12 protein-coding genes and 1 tRNA gene are annotated in these 18,010 nt (G+C 71.4%); 6 read left to right on the top strand and 7 right to left on the bottom strand.

From position 1 onward, the window contains the following. The first annotated feature begins 150 nt into the window (after nucleotides 1–150). The 5 genes from NDAS_RS02805 to NDAS_RS02825 all read left to right on the top strand — a co-directional run bounded on the left by NDAS_RS02805 (nucleotide 151) and on the right by NDAS_RS02825 (nucleotide 7,487). Nucleotides 151–2,268: an alpha-amylase family protein gene (locus NDAS_RS02805; RefSeq protein WP_013151610.1), complete on the top strand. Its 2,118-nt coding sequence runs from the start codon at nucleotides 151–153 to the stop codon at nucleotides 2,266–2,268. Further along, the gene (locus NDAS_RS02810) at nucleotides 2,265–4,292 is read left to right on the top strand and encodes an alpha-amylase family protein (protein ID WP_013151611.1); all 2,028 of its coding nucleotides are present in this window, start codon (nucleotides 2,265–2,267) and stop codon (nucleotides 4,290–4,292) included. The genes NDAS_RS02805 and NDAS_RS02810 overlap by 4 nt, the downstream gene beginning before the upstream one ends. A 112-nt stretch (nucleotides 4,293–4,404) precedes the next feature. Further along, nucleotides 4,405–5,688 (top strand): ABC transporter substrate-binding protein, encoded by a 1,284-nt coding sequence (locus tag NDAS_RS02815; RefSeq protein ID WP_041552269.1) that lies wholly within the window; start codon nucleotides 4,405–4,407, stop codon nucleotides 5,686–5,688. Nucleotides 5,689–5,691: 3 nt separating this feature from the next. After that, a complete protein-coding gene (locus tag NDAS_RS02820) occupies nucleotides 5,692–6,609 on the top strand; it encodes a carbohydrate ABC transporter permease (protein WP_013151613.1) in 918 nt (305 codons plus the stop codon). After that, nucleotides 6,609–7,487, top strand: a complete 879-nt coding sequence (locus tag NDAS_RS02825; protein WP_013151614.1) for a carbohydrate ABC transporter permease — start codon at nucleotides 6,609–6,611, stop codon at nucleotides 7,485–7,487. Before NDAS_RS02820 ends, NDAS_RS02825 begins: the two co-directional genes overlap by 1 nt. Nucleotides 7,488–7,490: 3 nt before the next feature. Here the strand turns inward: NDAS_RS02825 and NDAS_RS02830 are convergent, their stop codons facing one another. Further along, complete coding sequence (locus tag NDAS_RS02830) at nucleotides 7,491–8,180, bottom strand: GntR family transcriptional regulator (protein ID WP_041552272.1); 690 nt, start codon at nucleotides 8,178–8,180, stop codon at nucleotides 7,491–7,493. A gap of 975 nt (nucleotides 8,181–9,155) precedes the next feature. Between NDAS_RS02830 and NDAS_RS02835 the strand changes: the two genes are divergently transcribed. After that, on the top strand, nucleotides 9,156–10,331 hold the full coding sequence (locus tag NDAS_RS02835) for a DNRLRE domain-containing protein (RefSeq protein WP_013151616.1): 1,176 nt from the start codon (nucleotides 9,156–9,158) through the stop codon (nucleotides 10,329–10,331). Nucleotides 10,332–10,807: 476 nt separating this feature from the next. On the opposite strand, the gene NDAS_RS29065 is transcribed toward NDAS_RS02835, so the two are convergent. From NDAS_RS29065 to NDAS_RS02870, 6 genes are all read right to left on the bottom strand, one after another. Continuing rightward, complete coding sequence (locus NDAS_RS29065) at nucleotides 10,808–11,839, bottom strand: HEAT repeat domain-containing protein (RefSeq protein WP_197724941.1); 1,032 nt, start codon at nucleotides 11,837–11,839, stop codon at nucleotides 10,808–10,810. A gap of 207 nt (nucleotides 11,840–12,046) precedes the next feature. Beyond that, nucleotides 12,047–12,122: transfer RNA gene (locus NDAS_RS02850), tRNA-His, on the bottom strand. Nucleotides 12,123–12,189: 67 nt separating this feature from the next. Continuing rightward, nucleotides 12,190–12,840 (bottom strand): oligoribonuclease, encoded by a 651-nt coding sequence (gene orn, locus NDAS_RS02855; protein ID WP_013151618.1) that lies wholly within the window; start codon nucleotides 12,838–12,840, stop codon nucleotides 12,190–12,192. A 123-nt stretch (nucleotides 12,841–12,963) separates the two neighbouring features. Further along, nucleotides 12,964–15,066, bottom strand: coding sequence for a DUF2510 domain-containing protein (locus tag NDAS_RS02860; RefSeq protein ID WP_013151619.1), 2,103 nt, complete (start codon nucleotides 15,064–15,066; stop codon nucleotides 12,964–12,966). Between the two features lie 99 nt (nucleotides 15,067–15,165). After that, on the bottom strand, nucleotides 15,166–15,945 hold the full coding sequence (locus NDAS_RS02865) for a hypothetical protein (protein ID WP_041552276.1): 780 nt from the start codon (nucleotides 15,943–15,945) through the stop codon (nucleotides 15,166–15,168). Between the two features lie 228 nt (nucleotides 15,946–16,173). Further along, nucleotides 16,174–17,937, bottom strand: a complete 1,764-nt coding sequence (locus NDAS_RS02870; RefSeq protein ID WP_013151621.1) for a substrate-binding and VWA domain-containing protein — start codon at nucleotides 17,935–17,937, stop codon at nucleotides 16,174–16,176. Between the last annotated feature and the right edge of the window lie 73 nt (nucleotides 17,938–18,010).

Here is an 18,010-nt window from a genome sequence, read left to right on the forward strand (position 1 = left end):
GGCCCTCGTAGGCACATTCGTAGGCACATTGTCAGTCTTGAAATCTTGACTGACAATGTGCCTATACTGTCCTGCCTCCGTCGCGGAGCGCCACCGGCGCGCGAGCCGAGCCGCGGCCGCGGCGGCCGAGCCGACGAGAGGACCAGCCACATGGCACAGGGTGTGACGGAGAGCGGGCCCGGGAGCGCGGCCAGCGCGCCGCGCGAAGCCGACTGGCATCTGGGCGCGACGCGCTGGACGCAGCTGACGCTGACCGAGAACGACCCCGGACGCTTCGACCCCGACTTCTGGATCCAGGTCATGCGCGAGACCAGGTCCAACGCGGCCTGCATCAGCGCGGGCGGGTACGTCGCCTTCTACCCGACCGACGTCCCCTACCACCACCGCAGCGTCCACCTCGGCGACACCGACCCCTTCGGCGCCCTGGTCGAGGGCGCGCGCGGCCTGGACATGCACGTCATGGCCAGGGTGGACCCCCACGCCGTCCACGCCGACGCCGCGAGCGCCCACCCCGAGTGGCTGGCGCGTACCGCCGACGGCAGCCCGGTGGAGCACTGGGGCTACCCCGGTATCTGGCTGACCTGTCCGTTCGGCCCGTACAACCGCGACTTCATCACCGAGGTCGCCCGCGAGATCGTCACCCGCTACGACGTGGACGCCGTCTTCGCCAACCGCTGGCAGGGCCACGGCATCTCCTACAGCGAGGCGGCGCTGCGCAGCTTCCGCGACGAGACGGGGTTCGACCTGCCGCGCCGGGAGGGGGACACCTCCGACCCCGCCTGGCGCGCCTACGTGGTGTGGCGCAGGCGCAAGCTGAGCGACCTGGTGAGCCTCTGGGACCAGGCGGTCCGCGACATCCGCCCGCACGCCCGCTTCATCCCCAACCTGGGCAGCATCGCCGCGCGCGACCTCGACCGCGGCATGCTGGCCCGGCACTTCCCGTTCTTCCTCATCGACAAGCAGGGCCGTTCCGGGGTGGAGGCGCCCTGGTCGGCCGGGCGCAACGGCAAGCGCAGCCGGGCGGTCTTCCGGGACAGGCCGGTCGGACTCATCACCTCCATCGGTCCCGAGCACCACCAGCACCGCTGGAAGGACTCGGTATCGCCCGGGGCCGAGACCACCATGTGGATCGTCGACGGCTTCGCGCAGGGCGCCTTCCCCTGGTTCACCAAGTTCAACGGCATGGTGCCCGACCGGCGGTGGGTGCGCCCCGTAGCCGAGGCCTTCGCGCTCCACGAGCGCCTGGAGCCCGAACTCGCGGGCCGCCGCATCACGGCGGACGTGGCGCTCCTGGAGACGGGAGGCCCCGAGAGGGGGCGCTCGCACGAGGACGGCTTCTACCACGCCCTGGTCGAGGCCCGCATCCCCTTCGAGATCGTCGCCGAGCAGAACCTGTCCGAGAGCGAGTTGGGCCGGTTCAGGGTGCTCGTCCTGCCCGACGCCGAGCGGTTGAGCCAGGACCAGTGCCGCGCGATCCGGGCCTTCACCGAGTCGGGGGGAAGCGTCGTGGCCGCCCACCGCTCCTCCCTGGACGACGAGTACGGCACCCCGCGGGCCAACTTCGGGCTCGCCGACGTGTTCGGCGTGGACCTGAGCATGCCGGTGCGGGGACCCGTCAAGAACAACTACGTCGCGCTCACCGGAGAGCACCCCACCACGGACGGATTCGGGGGAGCGGAGCGCGTCATCGGCGGCACCGAACTCATCGGTGTGACCGCCCGCCCGGGGACCGGCGTGCCCCTGCGCTTCGTGCCCGACTACCCCGACCTGCCGATGGAGGAGGTCTACCCGCGGGAGGAGCCCGCGAGCCCGGCCCTGGTCACCCGGGAGCTGCCCGGAGGCGGGCGCTCGGTCTACGTCGCCTTCAACCTCGGCTCCCTGTTCTGGGAGGCGCTCCAACCCGACCACGGGACGCTCGTCGCCAACGCCGTCCGCTGGGCCCTCGGGGAACCGGAACGGGTCCGGGTCCGCGGACGCGGACTGGTCGACCTCGCGCTCTGGGAGGACCCGGATTCGGTCGCCGTGGTGATCGTCAACCTCACCAACCCCATGGCACTCAAGGGGCCCATGCGCGAGATCATCCCGCTGCCCGCGCAGAAGGTCTCGGTCGCCCTGCCGGAGGGCGCTGTGGGCGCCGACGCGCGCCTCCTGGTCTCCGGGTCCGACGTCCCGGTGCGCGTGGGCGCGGGGCGCGCCGAGGTGACCGTGGACTCCGCGGACCTGCTGGAGGCCGTCCGCTTCACGTGGATCCGGGGTGAGCGGGCATGAACGAGCACGACCTGTGGTGGCGCCGGCCCTTCCGGATGTTCCAGACCAACCTCAGGGAGATCGACGCGACCCTCGACGTCGAACGGGTCCTGGACTACCTGGAGGGCTTCGGCGCGCGCGCCTGGCTCCTCAGCGTCGGCGGCATCGTGTCCAACTACCCCACGGAGCTGGAGTTCCAGACCCGCAACCCCGCCCTGGACCAGCGGCCCTCGGGAGACCTCGTGGGCGACGCGGTGGCGGCGGCACGCGAGCGGGGCGTGCGGGTCCTGGCCAGGATGGACTTCTCCAAGATCGACCACCGCCGGGCCGAACGCCACCCGGAGTGGTGCTTCACGGGGGCCGACGGGACGCAGCAGGTCTACAACGGCCTGACCAGCGTGTGCCCCAGCGGGGACTACTATCAGCACCGCCTCCTGGAGGTGGTCGACGAGGTCCTGGACCGCTACCCCCTGGACGGGTTCTTCTTCAACTGGATGTCCTTCAACGAGGTCGACTACAGCGGTGTCCACCGGGGGACGTGCCACTGCCTGCCCTGCCAGCGGGCGTTCGCGATCTTCGCGCCCGGAGTCGAGATGCCCACCGGGCCCGCCTCCCCCACCTACCGGGTGTGGAAGCGCTTCACCGAGGCGGTGCTCGACGACCTGACCTCCCGCGTGCGCGACCACGTCAGCGCGCGCCGCCCCGAGGCGCCGCTCATCCTCGGCGACCGCGCCGACATCGTCTTCCACGAGGCCAACAACGCGGTCGGGCGGACCCTGTGGCACCATCGGACCGCCGAGCACGTCAGCGCGGCCCGGACGTACCGGCCCGGGGTGCCCGTGCTCACCAACGCCGTGGGCTTCGTCGACATGCCCTACCGCCTGGCGGGCGAGGAGCCCCACCACTTCGCCCAGTACCTGGTCCAGGCCTTCTCCCGGGGGGCCAACCCCTCCACGTACATCATGGGGACCCCGGACGACGTCACCTACGAGTGCCTGGACGCGGCCGGTGAGCTGACCCGGTTCCACCGTGACCACGAGCGCTTCTACCGGGACCTGGTGTCCGCGGCCCGGGTCCTCCTCGTCCGGCCGGACCCGCTCAAGCTCGCCCCCGCCCGGTGGGAGGAGGCCGTCCACGAGTTCCGGGGACTGTACTCGTCGCTCCTCGAACGCCACATCCCCTTCGACGTGCTGCCCGAGCCCCGTGTCCGCGACGTCGACCGCCAGGGCCGACTGGGGGACTACGGGCTGGTCGTCCTGCCCGACCTGGGACCGCTGGACCAGGAGACGGTGGACGCCCTGGGGCGCTACGCCGAGGCCGGCGGCGGCGTGCTCGCCACCGGCACGAGCGGGTTCGACGGTGACGCCTCCCTTATCGAGGGCTCACCGGTGCTGCGCCGGACGGCGGTCCGGGACACGGTCGAGTCCGTGCGCTCGCTGCACCTGCGCCGCCCCGGCCGAGACGGCGCGCGACGCGGGGGCGACCTGCCCGTGGTGGGCGCCTTCCACGTGGTCGAACCCGTCGCGGACGCCGACACCGACCTCCCCGTGCTGTCCCGTGCCCCCTACGGTCCGCCCGAGAAGTGCCACGGCCACCTCCTCCTCGACCACCCCGGCGCGCTGTGGCGCGCCCACGGGCGCGGCCGGGTGGCCGTGCTGCCCTGGACGCCGGGCAGGGCCTACCACCAGCTGGGCCTGAGCGGGCACCGCGACGTGTTCGTCGAGACCGCGCTGCGCGCGGCCAGCGGCCCGGTGGAGGTCGACACCGACCTGCCCGAGCAGGTCGAGGTGGTCCTGGGCGTCTCCGAGGCCGGGGGAGTGGTCCACCTGGTCAACCACTCCGGTGCCGTGCCCCAGGGGTTCCGCACCCCGCTGCCGGTCGACGGACGCCGCCTGCGGGTGCCGTGGTGGACGGGCCAGCCCACCCGCGCCCTGCGCGCCGACACGGACCTGACGGTCGCGGAAAAGGGCGGCGAGGGCGTCGCGCTGCCCCGCGTCGATCTCTTCGAGGTCCTGGTCACGGAGCGTCCCGTCAACGCCCGGTAACTTTGTAAAACAAGTATTCATGAGTTATTGACTTACCAAATCAGCACCGGAAACATGTCCTGTGAAGCTGCACACTCACTGGGGTGACCTCCCCCGCAGCGAAGGGAACGTGATGAGAGATTTCGATCGGCGCGCATTTCTCGCGTTGACCGGCATGGGCGCGGTGGGGGCCTCCCTGCTCCTGTCCGGCTGCGGCGGCAGCGGCTCGGGGAACGGCCTCCGGTACGCCTGGTGGGGCAACACCGTCCGCCAGCAGAACTACACCGAGGCCCTGGAGGCGTTCCAGGAGGCCAACCCCGACATCACGGTCGAGCCGGAGTTCGCCGAGTACACCGCCTTCCAGGAGCGCATGACCACGCAGATGGCGGCCCGCAACGTCGCCGACGTCTTCTGGATCGCCTCCCCCCAGGTCCTGACCTACAAGGCGAACGGGCTGTACCGCAGGCTCGACGACATCCCCACCCTCGACCTCTCCGACTACAGCGCCGAGGACATCGAGTCCTTCTCCCTGGGCGGTGAGCTCCTGAGCATGCCGCACGGGGTCTTCGTCCCCGTGGTGCGCCACAACGAGACCTTCCTCGAAGAGGAGGGCGCGCGGATGCCCGGGGAGGACTGGACCTGGGACGACCTCGCGGAGTTCCTCATCGACTACAGCGCGAACAACGCGCAGGGGCGTCGGGGCGCGACCTACACACCCGACCAGGACATGGCCTTCGAGGCGTGGCTGCGCCAGCGCGGCCAGGACCTGTGGACCGAGGACGGGAACGTCGGCTTCGACGAGGAGGCCCTCGGCGACTGGTTCGAGTGGTGGCGCGTCCTCCTCGACGAGGGGGCGGTCCTGAGCCTGGGCGAGCAGGAGGGCATGCAGCCGGACTTCTCCGCGGTCGGCGACCGGGTCCTGCTCAACTTCGGCAGTTCCAACCACATCATCGACGAAGCCGCCATGTTCCCCGACTGGAAGTACCGTCTGCGGTCCGTGCCGGTGGGCGCGGACGCCGCCGACGGCCACCGCTTCCTCTACTACCCCCGGCTGGCCGTCTACCAGGGCATCGACGACGCCAACGTCGAGGCGGCGGGCAAGCTCATCGACTTCAACGTCAACAACGTCGAGTTCCTGCGCACCGTCGGCCTCACCATGGGCGCGCCGCCCAACCCCCGCCTCCTCGTCGAGGCCTACGACTTCGCCTCCGACGACGAGAAGGAGATGCTGGCCGTGGTGGAGGCGGACCGCGCCGAGCCGCAGCGCCCCCGCTACGAGGCCCCGCCCGGGACGGGGACCTGGCGCGAGGCCATGTCACGGGCCTCGGAGAACGTCGCCCTGGGCAACGCCGGGGTCGCCCAGGTGACCGAGGAGCTCATCGCCGAGATCCGCTCCGGCATCGACCGGGGAGCGTAGGGCGTGCCCCCCTCCACGAGAACCCGCCGCCCCGCCGCGCCGTCCTCGCGGCGGCAGGGCCGCGCCGCCTACGTGTTCCTCTCGCCCTGGCTGCTGGGCCTGGGCCTGGTGACGGCCATCCCGCTGGGCGCCTCGCTCTACCTCGCCTTCACCGACTACAACATCCTCAGCACACCGGCCTTCACCGGGCTGGCCAACGTCGAGCGCATGCTCGGCGACGAACGCTTCTGGGCGGCCTCCTCGGTGACCCTCCGGTACGTGGTCGTCTCGGTGCCGCTCCAGCTGATGTTCGCCCTCCTGCTGGCCGTCATGCTCGACCGGGGCCTGCGCGGCCTCTCGTTCTACCGGGGCGCCTTCTACCTGCCCTCGCTGCTGGGCGCGAGCGTCGCGGTCGCCATCCTGTGGCGCGAGGTGTTCGGGCACAACGGCCTGGTCAACGACTTCCTCGGCCTGCTGGGCATCGAGGGGCAGAGCTGGCTCCAGAACCCGTCCACGGCCCTGTCCACCCTGATCGTGCTCAACGTGTGGACCTTCGGGTCGCCGATGGTGATCTTCCTGGCCGGCCTCCGGCAGATCCCCGAGGAGTACTACGAGGCGGCGCGCGTGGACGGCGCCTCACGCCTGCGGCAGTTCCGGCACATCACCGTCCCGATGCTGACGCCGATCATCTTCTTCAACCTCATCCTGCAGACCATCGGCGCCTTCCAGACCTTCACGCAGGCGCACGTCATCAGCGGCGGCACCGGGGGACCCGTCGACTCCACCCTCTTCTACACGCTCTACGTGTACCAGCAGGGGTTCAGATCCTTCGACATGGGCTACGCCTCCGCGCTGGCCTGGGTCCTGCTGCTGGTGATCGGCGCCGTGACCGCGGTCCACTTCTTCCTGTCCAAATACTGGGTCTTCTACGGAGACGACTGATGACCGAAGCCCCCACGGTCGCGGGCGCCAGCGGTCCGCGGCAACGCCGCCGCCGACCGCGGACCGCGATCCTCAAGCACGGCGCACTGCTGCTGTTCCTGGTCGTGATGGTCTACCCGCTGGTCTGGATGGTCGTCAGCGCCTTCAAGCCCGCGCACCTGATCCTGACCGAGCCGGGCCTGGTGCCCACCGAGGTCACCTTCGAGAACTTCCGGGAGGGCTGGCACGCCCTCAACCAGCCCTTCTCGGTGTTCTTCGTCAACTCCCTCGTGGTGACCGTGGGCTCGATCCTGGGCAACCTCGTCTCCTGCTCACTGGCCGCCTACGCGCTGGCCCGGCTGGAGTTCAGGGCCCGGCGCCTCTTCTTCGGGATCACCCTCGTCACGGTGATGCTGCCGATGCACGTGCTCATCATCCCGCAGTACATCTTCTTCGCCCAGCTGGGATGGGTGGACACCTACCTGCCGCTGCTGATCCCCAAGCTGCTGGCGACCGACGCGTTCTTCGTCTTCCTCATGGTGCAGTTCATCAGGGGCATCCCGCGCGACCTCGATCGCGCCGCCGAGATCGACGGGGCCGGGCACTTCCGGATCTTCTGGCACGTGATCCTGCCGCTGATGCGCCCCGCTCTGGTGACCACGACGATCTTCACGTTCATCTGGACGTGGAACGACTTCTTCACGCCGCTCATCTACCTGACCTCGACGGACATGTACACCGTTCCGGTCGCGCTGAGCTCCATGGTCAGCTCGGAGAGCCAGCAGGGCATCGGGATGCTGTTCGCGATGTCCCTGATATCCCTGCTGCCGGTCATCCTGTTCTTCGTCTTCGCGCAGCGCTACCTGATCCGCGGGATGGTCACCAGCGGACTCAAGTGAGCCCTACTCGGCTCCAGCCGCCTCCTGGGTCCCCGCGTCCAGCAGTGCCAGGAGGCGGCCGCGCGCGTGGTCGAGGTGCTCGGCCAGCCTCAGGCGCGCCGCCTCGGGGTCCTGCGCCCTGATGCCCTCCAGGATCGTCGCGTGCTCGTGGGCCACGGTGCTGCCCTGCGTGGACCGGTGCGCCTGGAAGCGGCCCATGGTCAGGTGCACCTCGCCCATGATCAGCTCGTGCATCCTGCTCAGGCGCTCGCTGCCCGCACCGGAGACCAGCGCGGTGTGGAAGGCGATGTCGGCCTCCACCTGGCGCTCGAAGTCGCCGTCCCTGGCCGCCGCCTCGATCAGCGCCTGCGCCTCCGTGGCCTCCCTGGGGACCGCCCCCTCGGCCGCCAGGACGGTGACCGCCGCGCTCTCCACCGTGCCCCGGCTGAAGAAGAGGTCGCGGATCTCGTCGGCGTGGAAGTCGGGGACGACCGCCGTCTTGTGGGCCGACCGGCGCAGGAGGCCGAGGGCGGTGAGCCGCTCCAGACACGCCTTGGCGGTGGGGCGCGCGACGTCGTACTCGCTGGCGATCCGGTGCTCGGTGAGCTTCTCGCCAGCCGCGATCTCCCCGTTGACGATGCGAGCGCGCAGCGACTGGTAGAGCGCGTCGGTCAGGGACGAGGGGGCGAGGGTGAAGTTGGCCTGTCGGTTCACGTCTTCATCGTGCCACAGCCGCGCCGCTGACACATACATCTGTCTTACCAGTGCACTGGTAAGTCCTGATGAGAGCGTCGGACGTGTTCACTCTGTGACCGCCCGCACAATGGCACGGCCGGGAAAGCGGCCCACGCGAGGCCTCGCGCGCCGGGCGGGGAGGGCGCGGGTTCCCGTGCGGCACGGGGATTCCCGTGCTGCACGAAGGCGCCCACCGGCAGCCGCGTCCGCGCGGGCGCAGCGGATCCCGTCTCCCCCCACGGCCTCACGGCGGGTCACCAGGGAAACGCCCACACCTTCCGCAGCCGGGTGCTGGTACGCCCCGGTAACCGAACGCAGGAAGGAAGCATGCCCACCAACGCTGACGCTCACCCCGCTCCCTCCGCGGCCCACGGCCCCCGACGCACAGGGCGGGAGTAGGCGCCGGGCCGGATGGCCCGAGATCATCGTCGGTACGGTCGTCACCCTCGTGCTCTACGCCGTCGGAACCCTGCTGTTCCTCCAGATCCCCGCGGAGGGCGGGGAGTTCGGCGGACTCGCCCAGTACGCGATCTCCGGGCTCGCCCCGCTCGGGGGCTTCGCCGCCGTTCATGGCCCTCATGGCCTGAGAACTCGTCTGGCTCCGGGCCCGGGGACGAGGACACGGGGCTCCGGGCGGTGCCGCGACGGGTCGGGGCCGCCGCCGGTGTGCGCCCGCCATGAGCGGTAGCCGGTTTCCGGTCTGACGTGAATGGTTTTTCCTGGCTGTCGAATAAAGGATTCCCGCGTGTTCGCGTGCTTCTTTTCGGGTGGGTCGGGTTCGCGCGGCGCCGTTGTTTCTTCGGGTGATAACTAGGGTTTTGGTCAGCGTTTATATCCCTGAGGTTTGTGGGGTGCTAGGGGAATTTGGTAAATTCCTCGTGGCTGAAGCGGGATGTGAACGTTTCTCCTGAATTCTTTTTCGGTCATAGCTGGAATGTGTAGGCACCACCCGTAATGCGTCGTTCCCTGACCCGTGCGACGGCGGTCTGTGCGGTTTACGCCCTGGTCCTCGTGCTGGGGGCGGTCGCTCCCGCCGCAGCTGACGAGGGCGTTCCCACCGCCGACGGCGCCGCCGTCCCCGGAGAGCCCGGCGCCCCGGGGGAGCGGAGCGGTGGACCGCGCGGGAGCGAACCGGACGCGGAGGGGACCAGCGGCCCGGCCGGACCCGGGGCCGCGTCCGCCGCCGACGGTCCCTTCGCCCCGGCGCGCCCCCACGGTGAACGGACCGAGGTCCAGAGCTCCTCGTGGACCTACGTGGACCGTGCCTTCCCCGACCGGCCCCACGACGGCGCCGAAACCGCGAGCGTGGGCACCGGACGCCTCGAATGGGACCGGAACTACACCCGCAGGGCCCTGTTCGGGTTCCCCGTTGTGCCCGGCCCCGGCGCCGTCGTCGAATCCGCGGTGCTGCGCACCGAGGTGGCCTGGTCCTACGACTGCGGCAGCGACTCCTTCGTGCAGCTGCACCGGGTCGACCCCTTCGATGAGGGGGCCACCTGGAACGACCAGCCGCGGGCACGCGCCCTGCTCGACACCCGAAGGATCAGGGGCGGGCGGTCCGCCTGCCCCGTGCCCGGCGGCGTGGAGTTCGACCTGACCGAGGCCTACCAGCGGGCCGTGGACGCAGGAGAACCCCACATCCACCTCCGGCTCGGCGAACGCGACGAGTCCGGAACCACGGCCTGGCGCCGCTTCGACGTCGAGGACCACCCGCCGGTGCTGGTGGTCGACCACAGCACGCCGCCGTCCCCGGACGCGACCGCCGATCCGAACGTCCCGCGCAGCGACCCCGAGGAGGGCGCGGCCGACGACGGGGTGCCCGGCGGGCGCGCCGCCGTCCGCGGGGAGGGTTCCCCGGACCCCGCGCCGACCCGGTTCGCCGAGGGACTCGACCTCTTCGGCGTCACCGCTTCCGGGGCCCGGGGAGACCACGACGCCCGTGCTCCAGACCTTGTCTCCGCTGACCGCCTGCCGGGCGGGGGTGAGCGGATCCGTCCCCGGCGGGGGAGACGGACCGGCCGCCCCACCGCTGCGGACGGCCACCGGCGACGGGGCGGGGACACGCCGCCAAGGGTCCGGGGGCCACCGGTCGCCGCCCGGTCGGAGACCGTTTCGGTCCACCGATCATGAATGAGGAACCGGTTGACGGACGACGGCACCCGCCTTTCCCGGTGCGTCATCCAGTTGGGTGCGAGGACGCGCCGGCGGCAGCCCGAGGGGGTCGGGCGGGCCGCTCCCGGAGCACCGTGAGGTGGGCGGAGCTCGGAAGCGGCCACGGAGCCACGCCACCGCCGCACCGGCCACAGGGCACGGTGGCCGTCTGCGGCGAGGGCACGGTTCCGTGCTGGCGGGAGAGGTGCTCGTCCCCGATACCGGACGCGTCTGCGGCAGGGCCCGGCAGGGGGCTCTGCCGCCGGAGGCCGCAGCGGCCCGGAACCTCCTGTGTGCGTGGGCACCACCCAGGAGGACACCGGGCCGCCGTCCGGTCCGGCCGAAGCGAAGGGGATCAGCGAAGAAACTCCGGATGACTTCGACGCGGAGCACCAGACGAGCTCCTGCATATTTTTTGGAGACGGAAATAACGCGTTATCGGGCGGCGGCCGAATTCACGCCCACGGATCGTGATCCCGTAGATCCCGCGTGTTCTCGCCGAGCACCTGCCGTGCATGCGCGCCGAGCATCTGGGTCAGGCAGTGGTGGATCCCGGTGTCGTCGGTGTCGACGTACTGCATCCACGGCACCCGGGACATGGTGTTGACCACCACCGACGTGAGCACCTGAGTCAGGACCGAGAGAAGCCGATCGGGCACCGGGTCCTCCGTCAGGCACAGCCACGCGAGCGCCGCGCCCAGTCGTGTCCCGGCATCCTGCTCTGAGGACGACCACAGCCCACGGGCCCAGACAGTGGCATCACCGCTCGTGTGGTGCTCGCGGGCCAGTTGTGCGATGGCCAGGACCAGGCTGACCCGCACCTCGGGAACCCTCTCAACGCCCAGCCGGCCGTGCAGGGCGGCCAGGGTCCGTTCGACCCCGCCGGTGACCGCCGCGAGGGAATAGCAGGCAGAGCAGCGCACGGCGGTGTCAGGATCGTCGAGGAGTTCGAGGACGATACGCACGTCCGCGGTGAGAGCTTCCCGGGAGGCCTGGACCGACCAGTGCATCGGATAGCCGGAGGAGTCGAACAGCCAGTACCCCGGTGGATGGGCGGTCCGGAGCAGCCCGGTCCGTGAGCCGTCACCGTGGTGGTTGCGCCGACCGGATTCGGCAGCCAGGCGCAGCACGTCGGCGCGGTGGTGTGAGGAGGGTTCGGCGGCGATGCGGAGCAGGAACGGTACGGCCAGGGCCGCGGGAGCGTAGGTGTCGCCCTGGTGGCGCACGCTGCTGTGCAGGCAGGAGAGCGCTCGCGCGGCGACCCGGGGATCGCCGGAACGGATCCGCGTCAACAGTCCGGCGACGTCGTCGGCCGGGCCTGACGCATGGCGGAAACGCCCCCAGGGCACCTCCACGTGTTCCGCGCGGTGCGCCAGTCCGCGGTGCACCCGCGCCACCAGCGCACGGACGTCGCGATCGGTCCCAGCACCGAACTCACGATCCAGGTCGGCGTGCCCGCCATCCTGTTCCGGCTTGTTGGGCACCATGTCGTCCACACGTCCTCCCGGCCCGGGTTTTCCTCACGGCATGGTCGCAGTCTGCTCCGTCACGGACTCTGCGACTGTGCCGGACCGGCGGCTGTCGACGTGCCTGGCTTCTGCGGGTGGGACTAAGGGGGACCGTGTGTTCGCCGGCGCTGAGTCCCTGGCAACACGAAAGCCCCTGACCGCTGCGCTGGTCAGGGGCTTCGCCTCTGGGGTGAGTGACGGGACTTGAACCCGCGACTTCTTGGACCACAACCAAGTGCTCTACCGGCTGAGCTACACCCACCACGTGCGCCGGGCCTCTCGGCCCCGCGTACGTATGAAAGCTTAGCGGACTCCGGGGAGTGCTTCGATCAGTTTTCCGTCGCGTCGTTCCCGGGAGCCGCCTCGCGCGCCTCCGCGCCGGTGCCCCCGGCCACCACCTCGGCGGCGATGGCGCGGGCGGTGGCCGAGTTCGGGCCGGGCTCGGCCACGAAGGCCGCGGCGCGGTAGTAGCGCAGCTCGTGGATGCTCTCGGTGATGTCGGCGAGCGCCCGGTGCCCGCCGTTCTTCTCCGGGCTCGCGTAGTACACGCGCGGGTACCAGCGGCGCAGCAGCTCCTTGATCGAGGACACGTCGACCATCCGGTAGTGCAGGAACTCGTCGATGCGCTTCATGTCACGGGCCAGGAAGGTGCGGTCGGTGGCGATCGAGTTGCCGCACAGCGGAGCCTTGCGCGGCTCGGTCACGTACCGGCGGATGTGCTCCAGGACGAGGTCCTCGGCCTCCTGGAGGCTCACGCCCTTGTCCAGCTCCTCCAGCAGGCCGGAGGTCGTGTGCATGTCGCGGACGAAGTCCCCCATGCGGTCCAGTGCGGCCTGCGGCGGTCTGATCACGACGTCCACGCCCTCGTCGAGGATGTTGAGCTCGCCGTCGGTGATCAGGCAGGCCACCTCGATCAGCGCGTCGCGCTCGAAGTCCAGGCCCGTCATCTCGCAGTCAATCCACACCAAACTGTCATTCATACCGGTCAGCTTAGGGGTTGTGGGGAGTCGAGGGGGATGACGAAGGGGGCGGCCGGACCGTGTCCGACCGCCCCCTCGAGCCTGGGTCAGTCCCAGATCCAGGGGTCCGAGACGCCGGGCGGCTCACCGACGCCGAAGATGGCGTACATCCAGTCCCACACGCCCCAGAACTGGAGGTAGCCCAGGACCAGGAGGACGAGCAGGATGAGCAGGAAGGTGAAGCAGCCGCAGCCGCATCCCCTGCACCCTCCCCGCTTCTTCTTGGGCTTTTGCGGGCGGTGCTGCTGGTAGGGCTGTCCCGGCCCGGGGGGGCTGCCCCGGACCCGGCTGGCCCCACTGCGGGCCCCCGGGGTGTCCGCCCATCGGCGGCTGTCCGCCCGGGGTGTTGGCCATGGGGCCGACGGCCGGCGGGTACCCGGGCGGCGGGCCCGACCGCTTGTTCCGCTGGCCGGGCGGCGGACCGACGGGGGGCATGCCCTGTGGCGGACGCCCCGGAGTGTTCGGGCCGCCCATCTGGTGCGGGGGCGGGTATCCGGGCGGACCGAAACCACCCTGCTGGGGCGGCGGGGGCTGGCGGTAACCGGCCTGGGGCCCCGACGGCGGGTGCTGCGGTCCCGACTGGCGCTGGGGCGAGAACATGCCCTGCTGCGGTCCGGACGGGGCCGCGGGCGGAGCGGAGTGCCCCTGCTGGGGGCCCGAGGGCGGCTGCTGCGCGGCGGGCGGGAAGCCCGGGGGCTGCTGGGCACCGGGGAACGGCTGGGCGGAGGGCTGCGGCCCCGAGGGCTGCCGGCCCGGGGCCTGCTGCTCGGAGGAGTGCTGACCGGGCTGGCCGGGCTGCTCGGGCTGACCGGTCGGGGACCACGGGGCTCCCGGCTGCGCACCGACCGCCGAACCGGTGGCGGCAGCGGCGCCCGGCCCCTGCGCGCCCGGGGGCTGCTCCTCGGCGCGGCGCCGGGCCTCCTCCTCGCGGCGCTTGGCCTCCTCCTGGAGTTCGGCCTCCCTGCGGACCCGCTCCTCCTCACGCCGCTTGGCCGCCTCCTCCTCGGAGTGGCGGCGCTGCTCCTTGCGCTCCTCGGACAGGTCGGACCAGCCCTCCTTGAGGCTGCCCAGGAACTTGTTGAACTTGCCGCCCTTCTTGTTCCCCTCGTCCGCGCCTCCCGAGAAGGCGGGGTCGCCCGGGTTGAACACGGCCGTACCGGAGGGTTCGCCACCCGAGGGGTTGAACACCGCGGTACCGGCGGTCCCGCCCCCTGCGGCCCCGCCTCCAGAGAAGGCCGGGTCGGCCGGGTCGAACACGGCCGTACCGGAGGTCCCGCCGCCCGGGAGCGCGGGGTCGTTCGGGTCGAACACGGCGGTGCGCGGCGCCTCACTCGGAGTCCCCGCCGACCCGGGGGCACCGGGGGCACCAGGAGTGCCGGAAGCACCGGGACCACCCGGGTCGAACACCGCGGTGCGCGGCGCCTCACCGCCCAGGTCGTCGTCGGTCAGGTTGGACGTGGGGATCTCGTCGTCGGTGAGGTCGGCGGTGGGCAGTTCGTCCTCGTCGCGCCGGGGAAGGTCGCCCGGGTTGACCCGCACGGTCGCCCCGTCGCCCGACCCGTACCCGCCGTCCGTCCCCGGGCCGCCGCCGCGGCCCGGGAGGTCGGCCGGGTCGACGCGCATCGTGGAGTTCGTGCCGCTCAGGTCGGCGGTGGGCTCCTCGTCATCGTCGCCGCCCCGCGCCCAGGAGGGGTTGATGCGCATGGTGCTGGGCTCGTCGTCGATGGGGGCGCCGGGGGGCGGTGAGGCGGGGGAGGGGGAAGAGGGAGAGGAGGAACCCTGTGTCCACGACGGGTTGATCCGCATCGTGCTGGGTTCGTCGTCGATCGGGGGCTGGAGAGAGGGCGGGGTGGTGTCCTGCTGGGGGGATCCCTGTGCCCAGGAGGGGTTGATGCGCATGGTGCTGGGCTCGTCGTCGATCGGTGCCGCCGACTGCGTCTGGGAGGGGCCCAGCCGCACCGTTCCGGGATCCTCCTCGTCGGAGGCGGGGGCGCCCTGTCCGGACCCGCCCTGTCCGGATCCGCCCAGGTGGGTGGTCGCGGCCTCCTCGTCTCCCGGATCGCCACCGCCCTGGAGCTCGCTCAGGGAACGGGTATGCCGTGTCCACTCGCTGCCGTTCCACCATCTGAGCGTCTGCGCGTCGCCCTGCGGGTCCGCGTACCAACCCGGCTCGATAGATCCACCCATGGGCGACAGACTAAAGGGTTGCGGAACGGCGATGAACCAGTGGTGTCCGATTACCGGTGGTCAGGACACCCGGACCATTTTTCTCCTGCCGTGTTGTACTCACCTCATCGCGGAGGGTCGCGGGTCGGCGGGAGCGCGCGGACCGCTCGGCGGCGGGACGAGGCCGGTGGCCAGCAGCCGTGCGGTGTCCAGTCCTCCGGGTCCCTTGGCGCAGGAGCCGGGGACCTGGTCGTGGCCGAAGTGCCCTCCCCTGGCCCACGCGCGCGCCACCCGCGCCGCGCGCGTGGCCTCGGCGGAGTGCGGCGCCGTCGCACTGTGCGCGGCCGCGCTACCCGTCGCCGCGACGCCCGCCGCCACAGTGTCCGACACCGCGCTCCTCATGCCCGGTATCCGCGCTTCCCCGCTCCTCTTCTCCGGGCTCCCCGCGTCCACGGCCCCCGCCACCGACTCCGCGGGGTCCGCGCGCCAGACCCGCTCCACCCCCCAGGAGTCCAACCACGTCAGGATCGGGGACAGCCCGCGCATCGGGCCGTCGGTGAAGGGGATCTCCCACGAGGACACCACCGCCACCACCAGACACACCCGCCCCTCATGGCCGTGGTCGTGGTACAGCTCGTACTGGTGCGTGCCGCCCAAGGGCAGGCGTCCGCGGCAGGTCGCGGCCAGGGTCTGGACCACGTCGCCGGTCAGCGGGTTCCACACCAGGTGCGCCTCGCGCTCCTCGTTCACCAGCCGCCGCGCCTCCTCGCGCGCGGACCAGGCCCCGGGGTCGGACCCCGTCACCGTCCACACGGCGCGCGGAGCGCCGATCCCGGGGGGTGTCCGGTTGCTCGTCCCACCGCCGAACCTCTCGGCGCCGGGCATCCACGCCTCCGTCATGGCCTTCCCCCAACCGGTCGTCGTGTGCCGGGCCTCTCCGGTACCGCGGGGCACCCCCCGACTCCTCTCTGAGTACGCCAACGCAACGGAGAAGTCCAGAGCCCCTCACTCAGAGGACAGGGACTTGTCACCGCCCGTCGGCGTCCCGTGGGAAGGGGCCGTATCCGCGTGTGGGGGAGGGCGGGGGAGAGGAGGCGTCCGGGCCCGCGGCCCGGACGCCGTTTCCGGCTACTCCGTGGTCTCCTCGGAGTCCTCGGAGATGCGCAGGGAGAACGCCTGGAGGAAGATCTCGCCGATCTCGGTCGGGTCCTCGGTCATGTAGGCGGCGCCGCCGGTGGCGGCGGCGATCTCCTGGAGCGGCTCCAGGTTCTGCACGTCGGGCCCGAACGCGATCGTGATGATCGGGATCGGCCGTGACGGGCTCGCCAGGGACTCGATCTGGGACATCAGCTCGTCCAGCCCCAGGCCGCCGGGGTTGTCGTTGTCGCCGTCGGTCAGCATGAGGATGACGTTGGTCCGGTCGGGCTGGTAGGTGCGCGACATCTCCTGGTAGGCCGCCAGGTAGGTCTCGTACAGCGCCGTGTCCCCCTGCGGCAGGGGCTGGAGCGAGGCCAGCGCGCCCGCCAGGACGTCCCGGTGCGCGGTGCCGTCGTCGGCGGCCGCCTGGAGTTCGCGGATCGGCGCGATCTCCTGGTAGTGCAGTTCGTTGTTGACGTTGGTGGAGAACTCCCACAGGCCCAGCTCGGAACTGGGCGTGAACATCTCCAGGCCCTGCGTGGCGGCGGCGCTGGTCACCTGCATGCGGGTCATCCCGGTCCCGGGCACCTCGGCCAGCATCGAGCCGGAGATGTCCACGATCGCGAGCACCCGGGAGTCCATCTTGAGCTGGTTCCAGGTGCGGATCAGCCCGGTGATCGAGTCCGCGGCGGGCGTGGGCAGTTCGGTGGGCGGCTCGGCGGCGAAGCCGACCTCCTCGGTGAGCACGGAGGCGTCGATCTGCCCCTCGGGGCCGCGGAACCCCTCCGCGAGCAGCCGGGTCCGCGCCTCCTCCCCGCGCACCGCCTCGCGGAACTCCTCGGCGGCGCGGGTGACGGCGCTCTCCTCGCTGCGCACGACGTAGGGGTAGTCGAGGTAGTAGGTGCCGCCCTCCATGTAGCCGACCTGGGCGGGGGCGTCCCCGTGCGCGGCGTTGTAGCGCCACACGGCCTGCTCCGACATCACCATCACGGGCGGGGCCTCGGCGCCGCCGCCGCTGAGGGCGAGGAAGGCGGCCTCCTCGTCCGAGGACGCGCCCCGGTGCAGGCCCTGCAGGACCGCGGTCATCCGCGCGTTGAACGTGGCGGTGTCCGGGCTGGCCTCCTCCAGCGCTCCGTGCAGGAGGTAGAGGGTGCCCAGCCCCGTGGCGTTGCGGGCGGGGTCGACCACGCGGACGGTGCGCTCCGCCTCCTGGCCCGGGGCGGTGGTGGGCACGACCTCCGCCCAACTGCTCGGGGAGTTCTCGTCGGCGAACTCGGTGAGTTCGGCGAGGACCAGAGGCGAACGGGCCACGGAGGTGCCGGTCTCGGTGATGACGGCGTCGCCCGCCTGGCTCTGGACCAGGCGCGGCCACAGGGAGGAGTCCGGGATCCACACGTCGGAGTCGGTGTCGCCCATGGTGGCTCCCGCGCCGGTGATGCCGAAGGCGACGTTGGCGGAGTCGACCTGGCGCACCTGCACCTGTACGCAGCTCCCGTCCACCTGGTGCTCCTCCGCGTTGAAGTCGGAGGCGACGTCGGTCAGGGCCGGGGCGAGTTCGGGGCTGACCGCGACGTCCAGCGCGATGTCGGAACCGCCGCAGCCGTCGGACCGGCCGAACACGTAGACGCCCACCGCGGCGAGGCCGACCACGATCACCAGCGCGGCGGCCAGGGCGGCGAAGGCGCCGCCGCGGCCGCGACGGCGCCTGGACCGGCCGGAGGTCTCTTCTGCGTATCTTCCGCGGTGACGTCCCACAGCTTTCCTCACGGGTGGTGTACGGACGGGGGGTGCAGGGGGAGTGTTACTGGTGGGAAACGGTACTCAACAG

It is taken from the genome of Nocardiopsis dassonvillei subsp. dassonvillei DSM 43111 (assembly GCF_000092985.1).
Classification (GTDB): domain Bacteria; phylum Actinomycetota; class Actinomycetes; order Streptosporangiales; family Streptosporangiaceae; genus Nocardiopsis; species Nocardiopsis dassonvillei.

Excerpts from the sequence above, each read along its gene's own strand:
- NDAS_RS02805 (WP_013151610.1), top strand. The coding sequence starts at position 151 with ATGGCACAGGGTGTGACGGAGAGCGGGCCCGGGAGCGCGGCCAGCGCG.
- NDAS_RS02810 (WP_013151611.1), top strand. The coding sequence starts at position 2,265 with ATGAACGAGCACGACCTGTGGTGGCGCCGGCCCTTCCGGATGTTCCAG.
- NDAS_RS02815 (WP_041552269.1), top strand. The coding sequence starts at position 4,405 with ATGAGAGATTTCGATCGGCGCGCATTTCTCGCGTTGACCGGCATGGGC.
- NDAS_RS02825 (WP_013151614.1), top strand. The coding sequence starts at position 6,609 with ATGACCGAAGCCCCCACGGTCGCGGGCGCCAGCGGTCCGCGGCAACGC.
- NDAS_RS02835 (WP_013151616.1), top strand. The coding sequence starts at position 9,156 with ATGCGTCGTTCCCTGACCCGTGCGACGGCGGTCTGTGCGGTTTACGCC.
- NDAS_RS29065 (WP_197724941.1), bottom strand. The coding sequence starts at position 11,839 with ATGGTGCCCAACAAGCCGGAACAGGATGGCGGGCACGCCGACCTGGAT.
- orn (WP_013151618.1), bottom strand. The coding sequence starts at position 12,840 with ATGAATGACAGTTTGGTGTGGATTGACTGCGAGATGACGGGCCTGGAC.
- NDAS_RS02860 (WP_013151619.1), bottom strand. The coding sequence starts at position 15,066 with ATGGGTGGATCTATCGAGCCGGGTTGGTACGCGGACCCGCAGGGCGAC.
- NDAS_RS02865 (WP_041552276.1), bottom strand. The coding sequence starts at position 15,945 with ATGACGGAGGCGTGGATGCCCGGCGCCGAGAGGTTCGGCGGTGGGACG.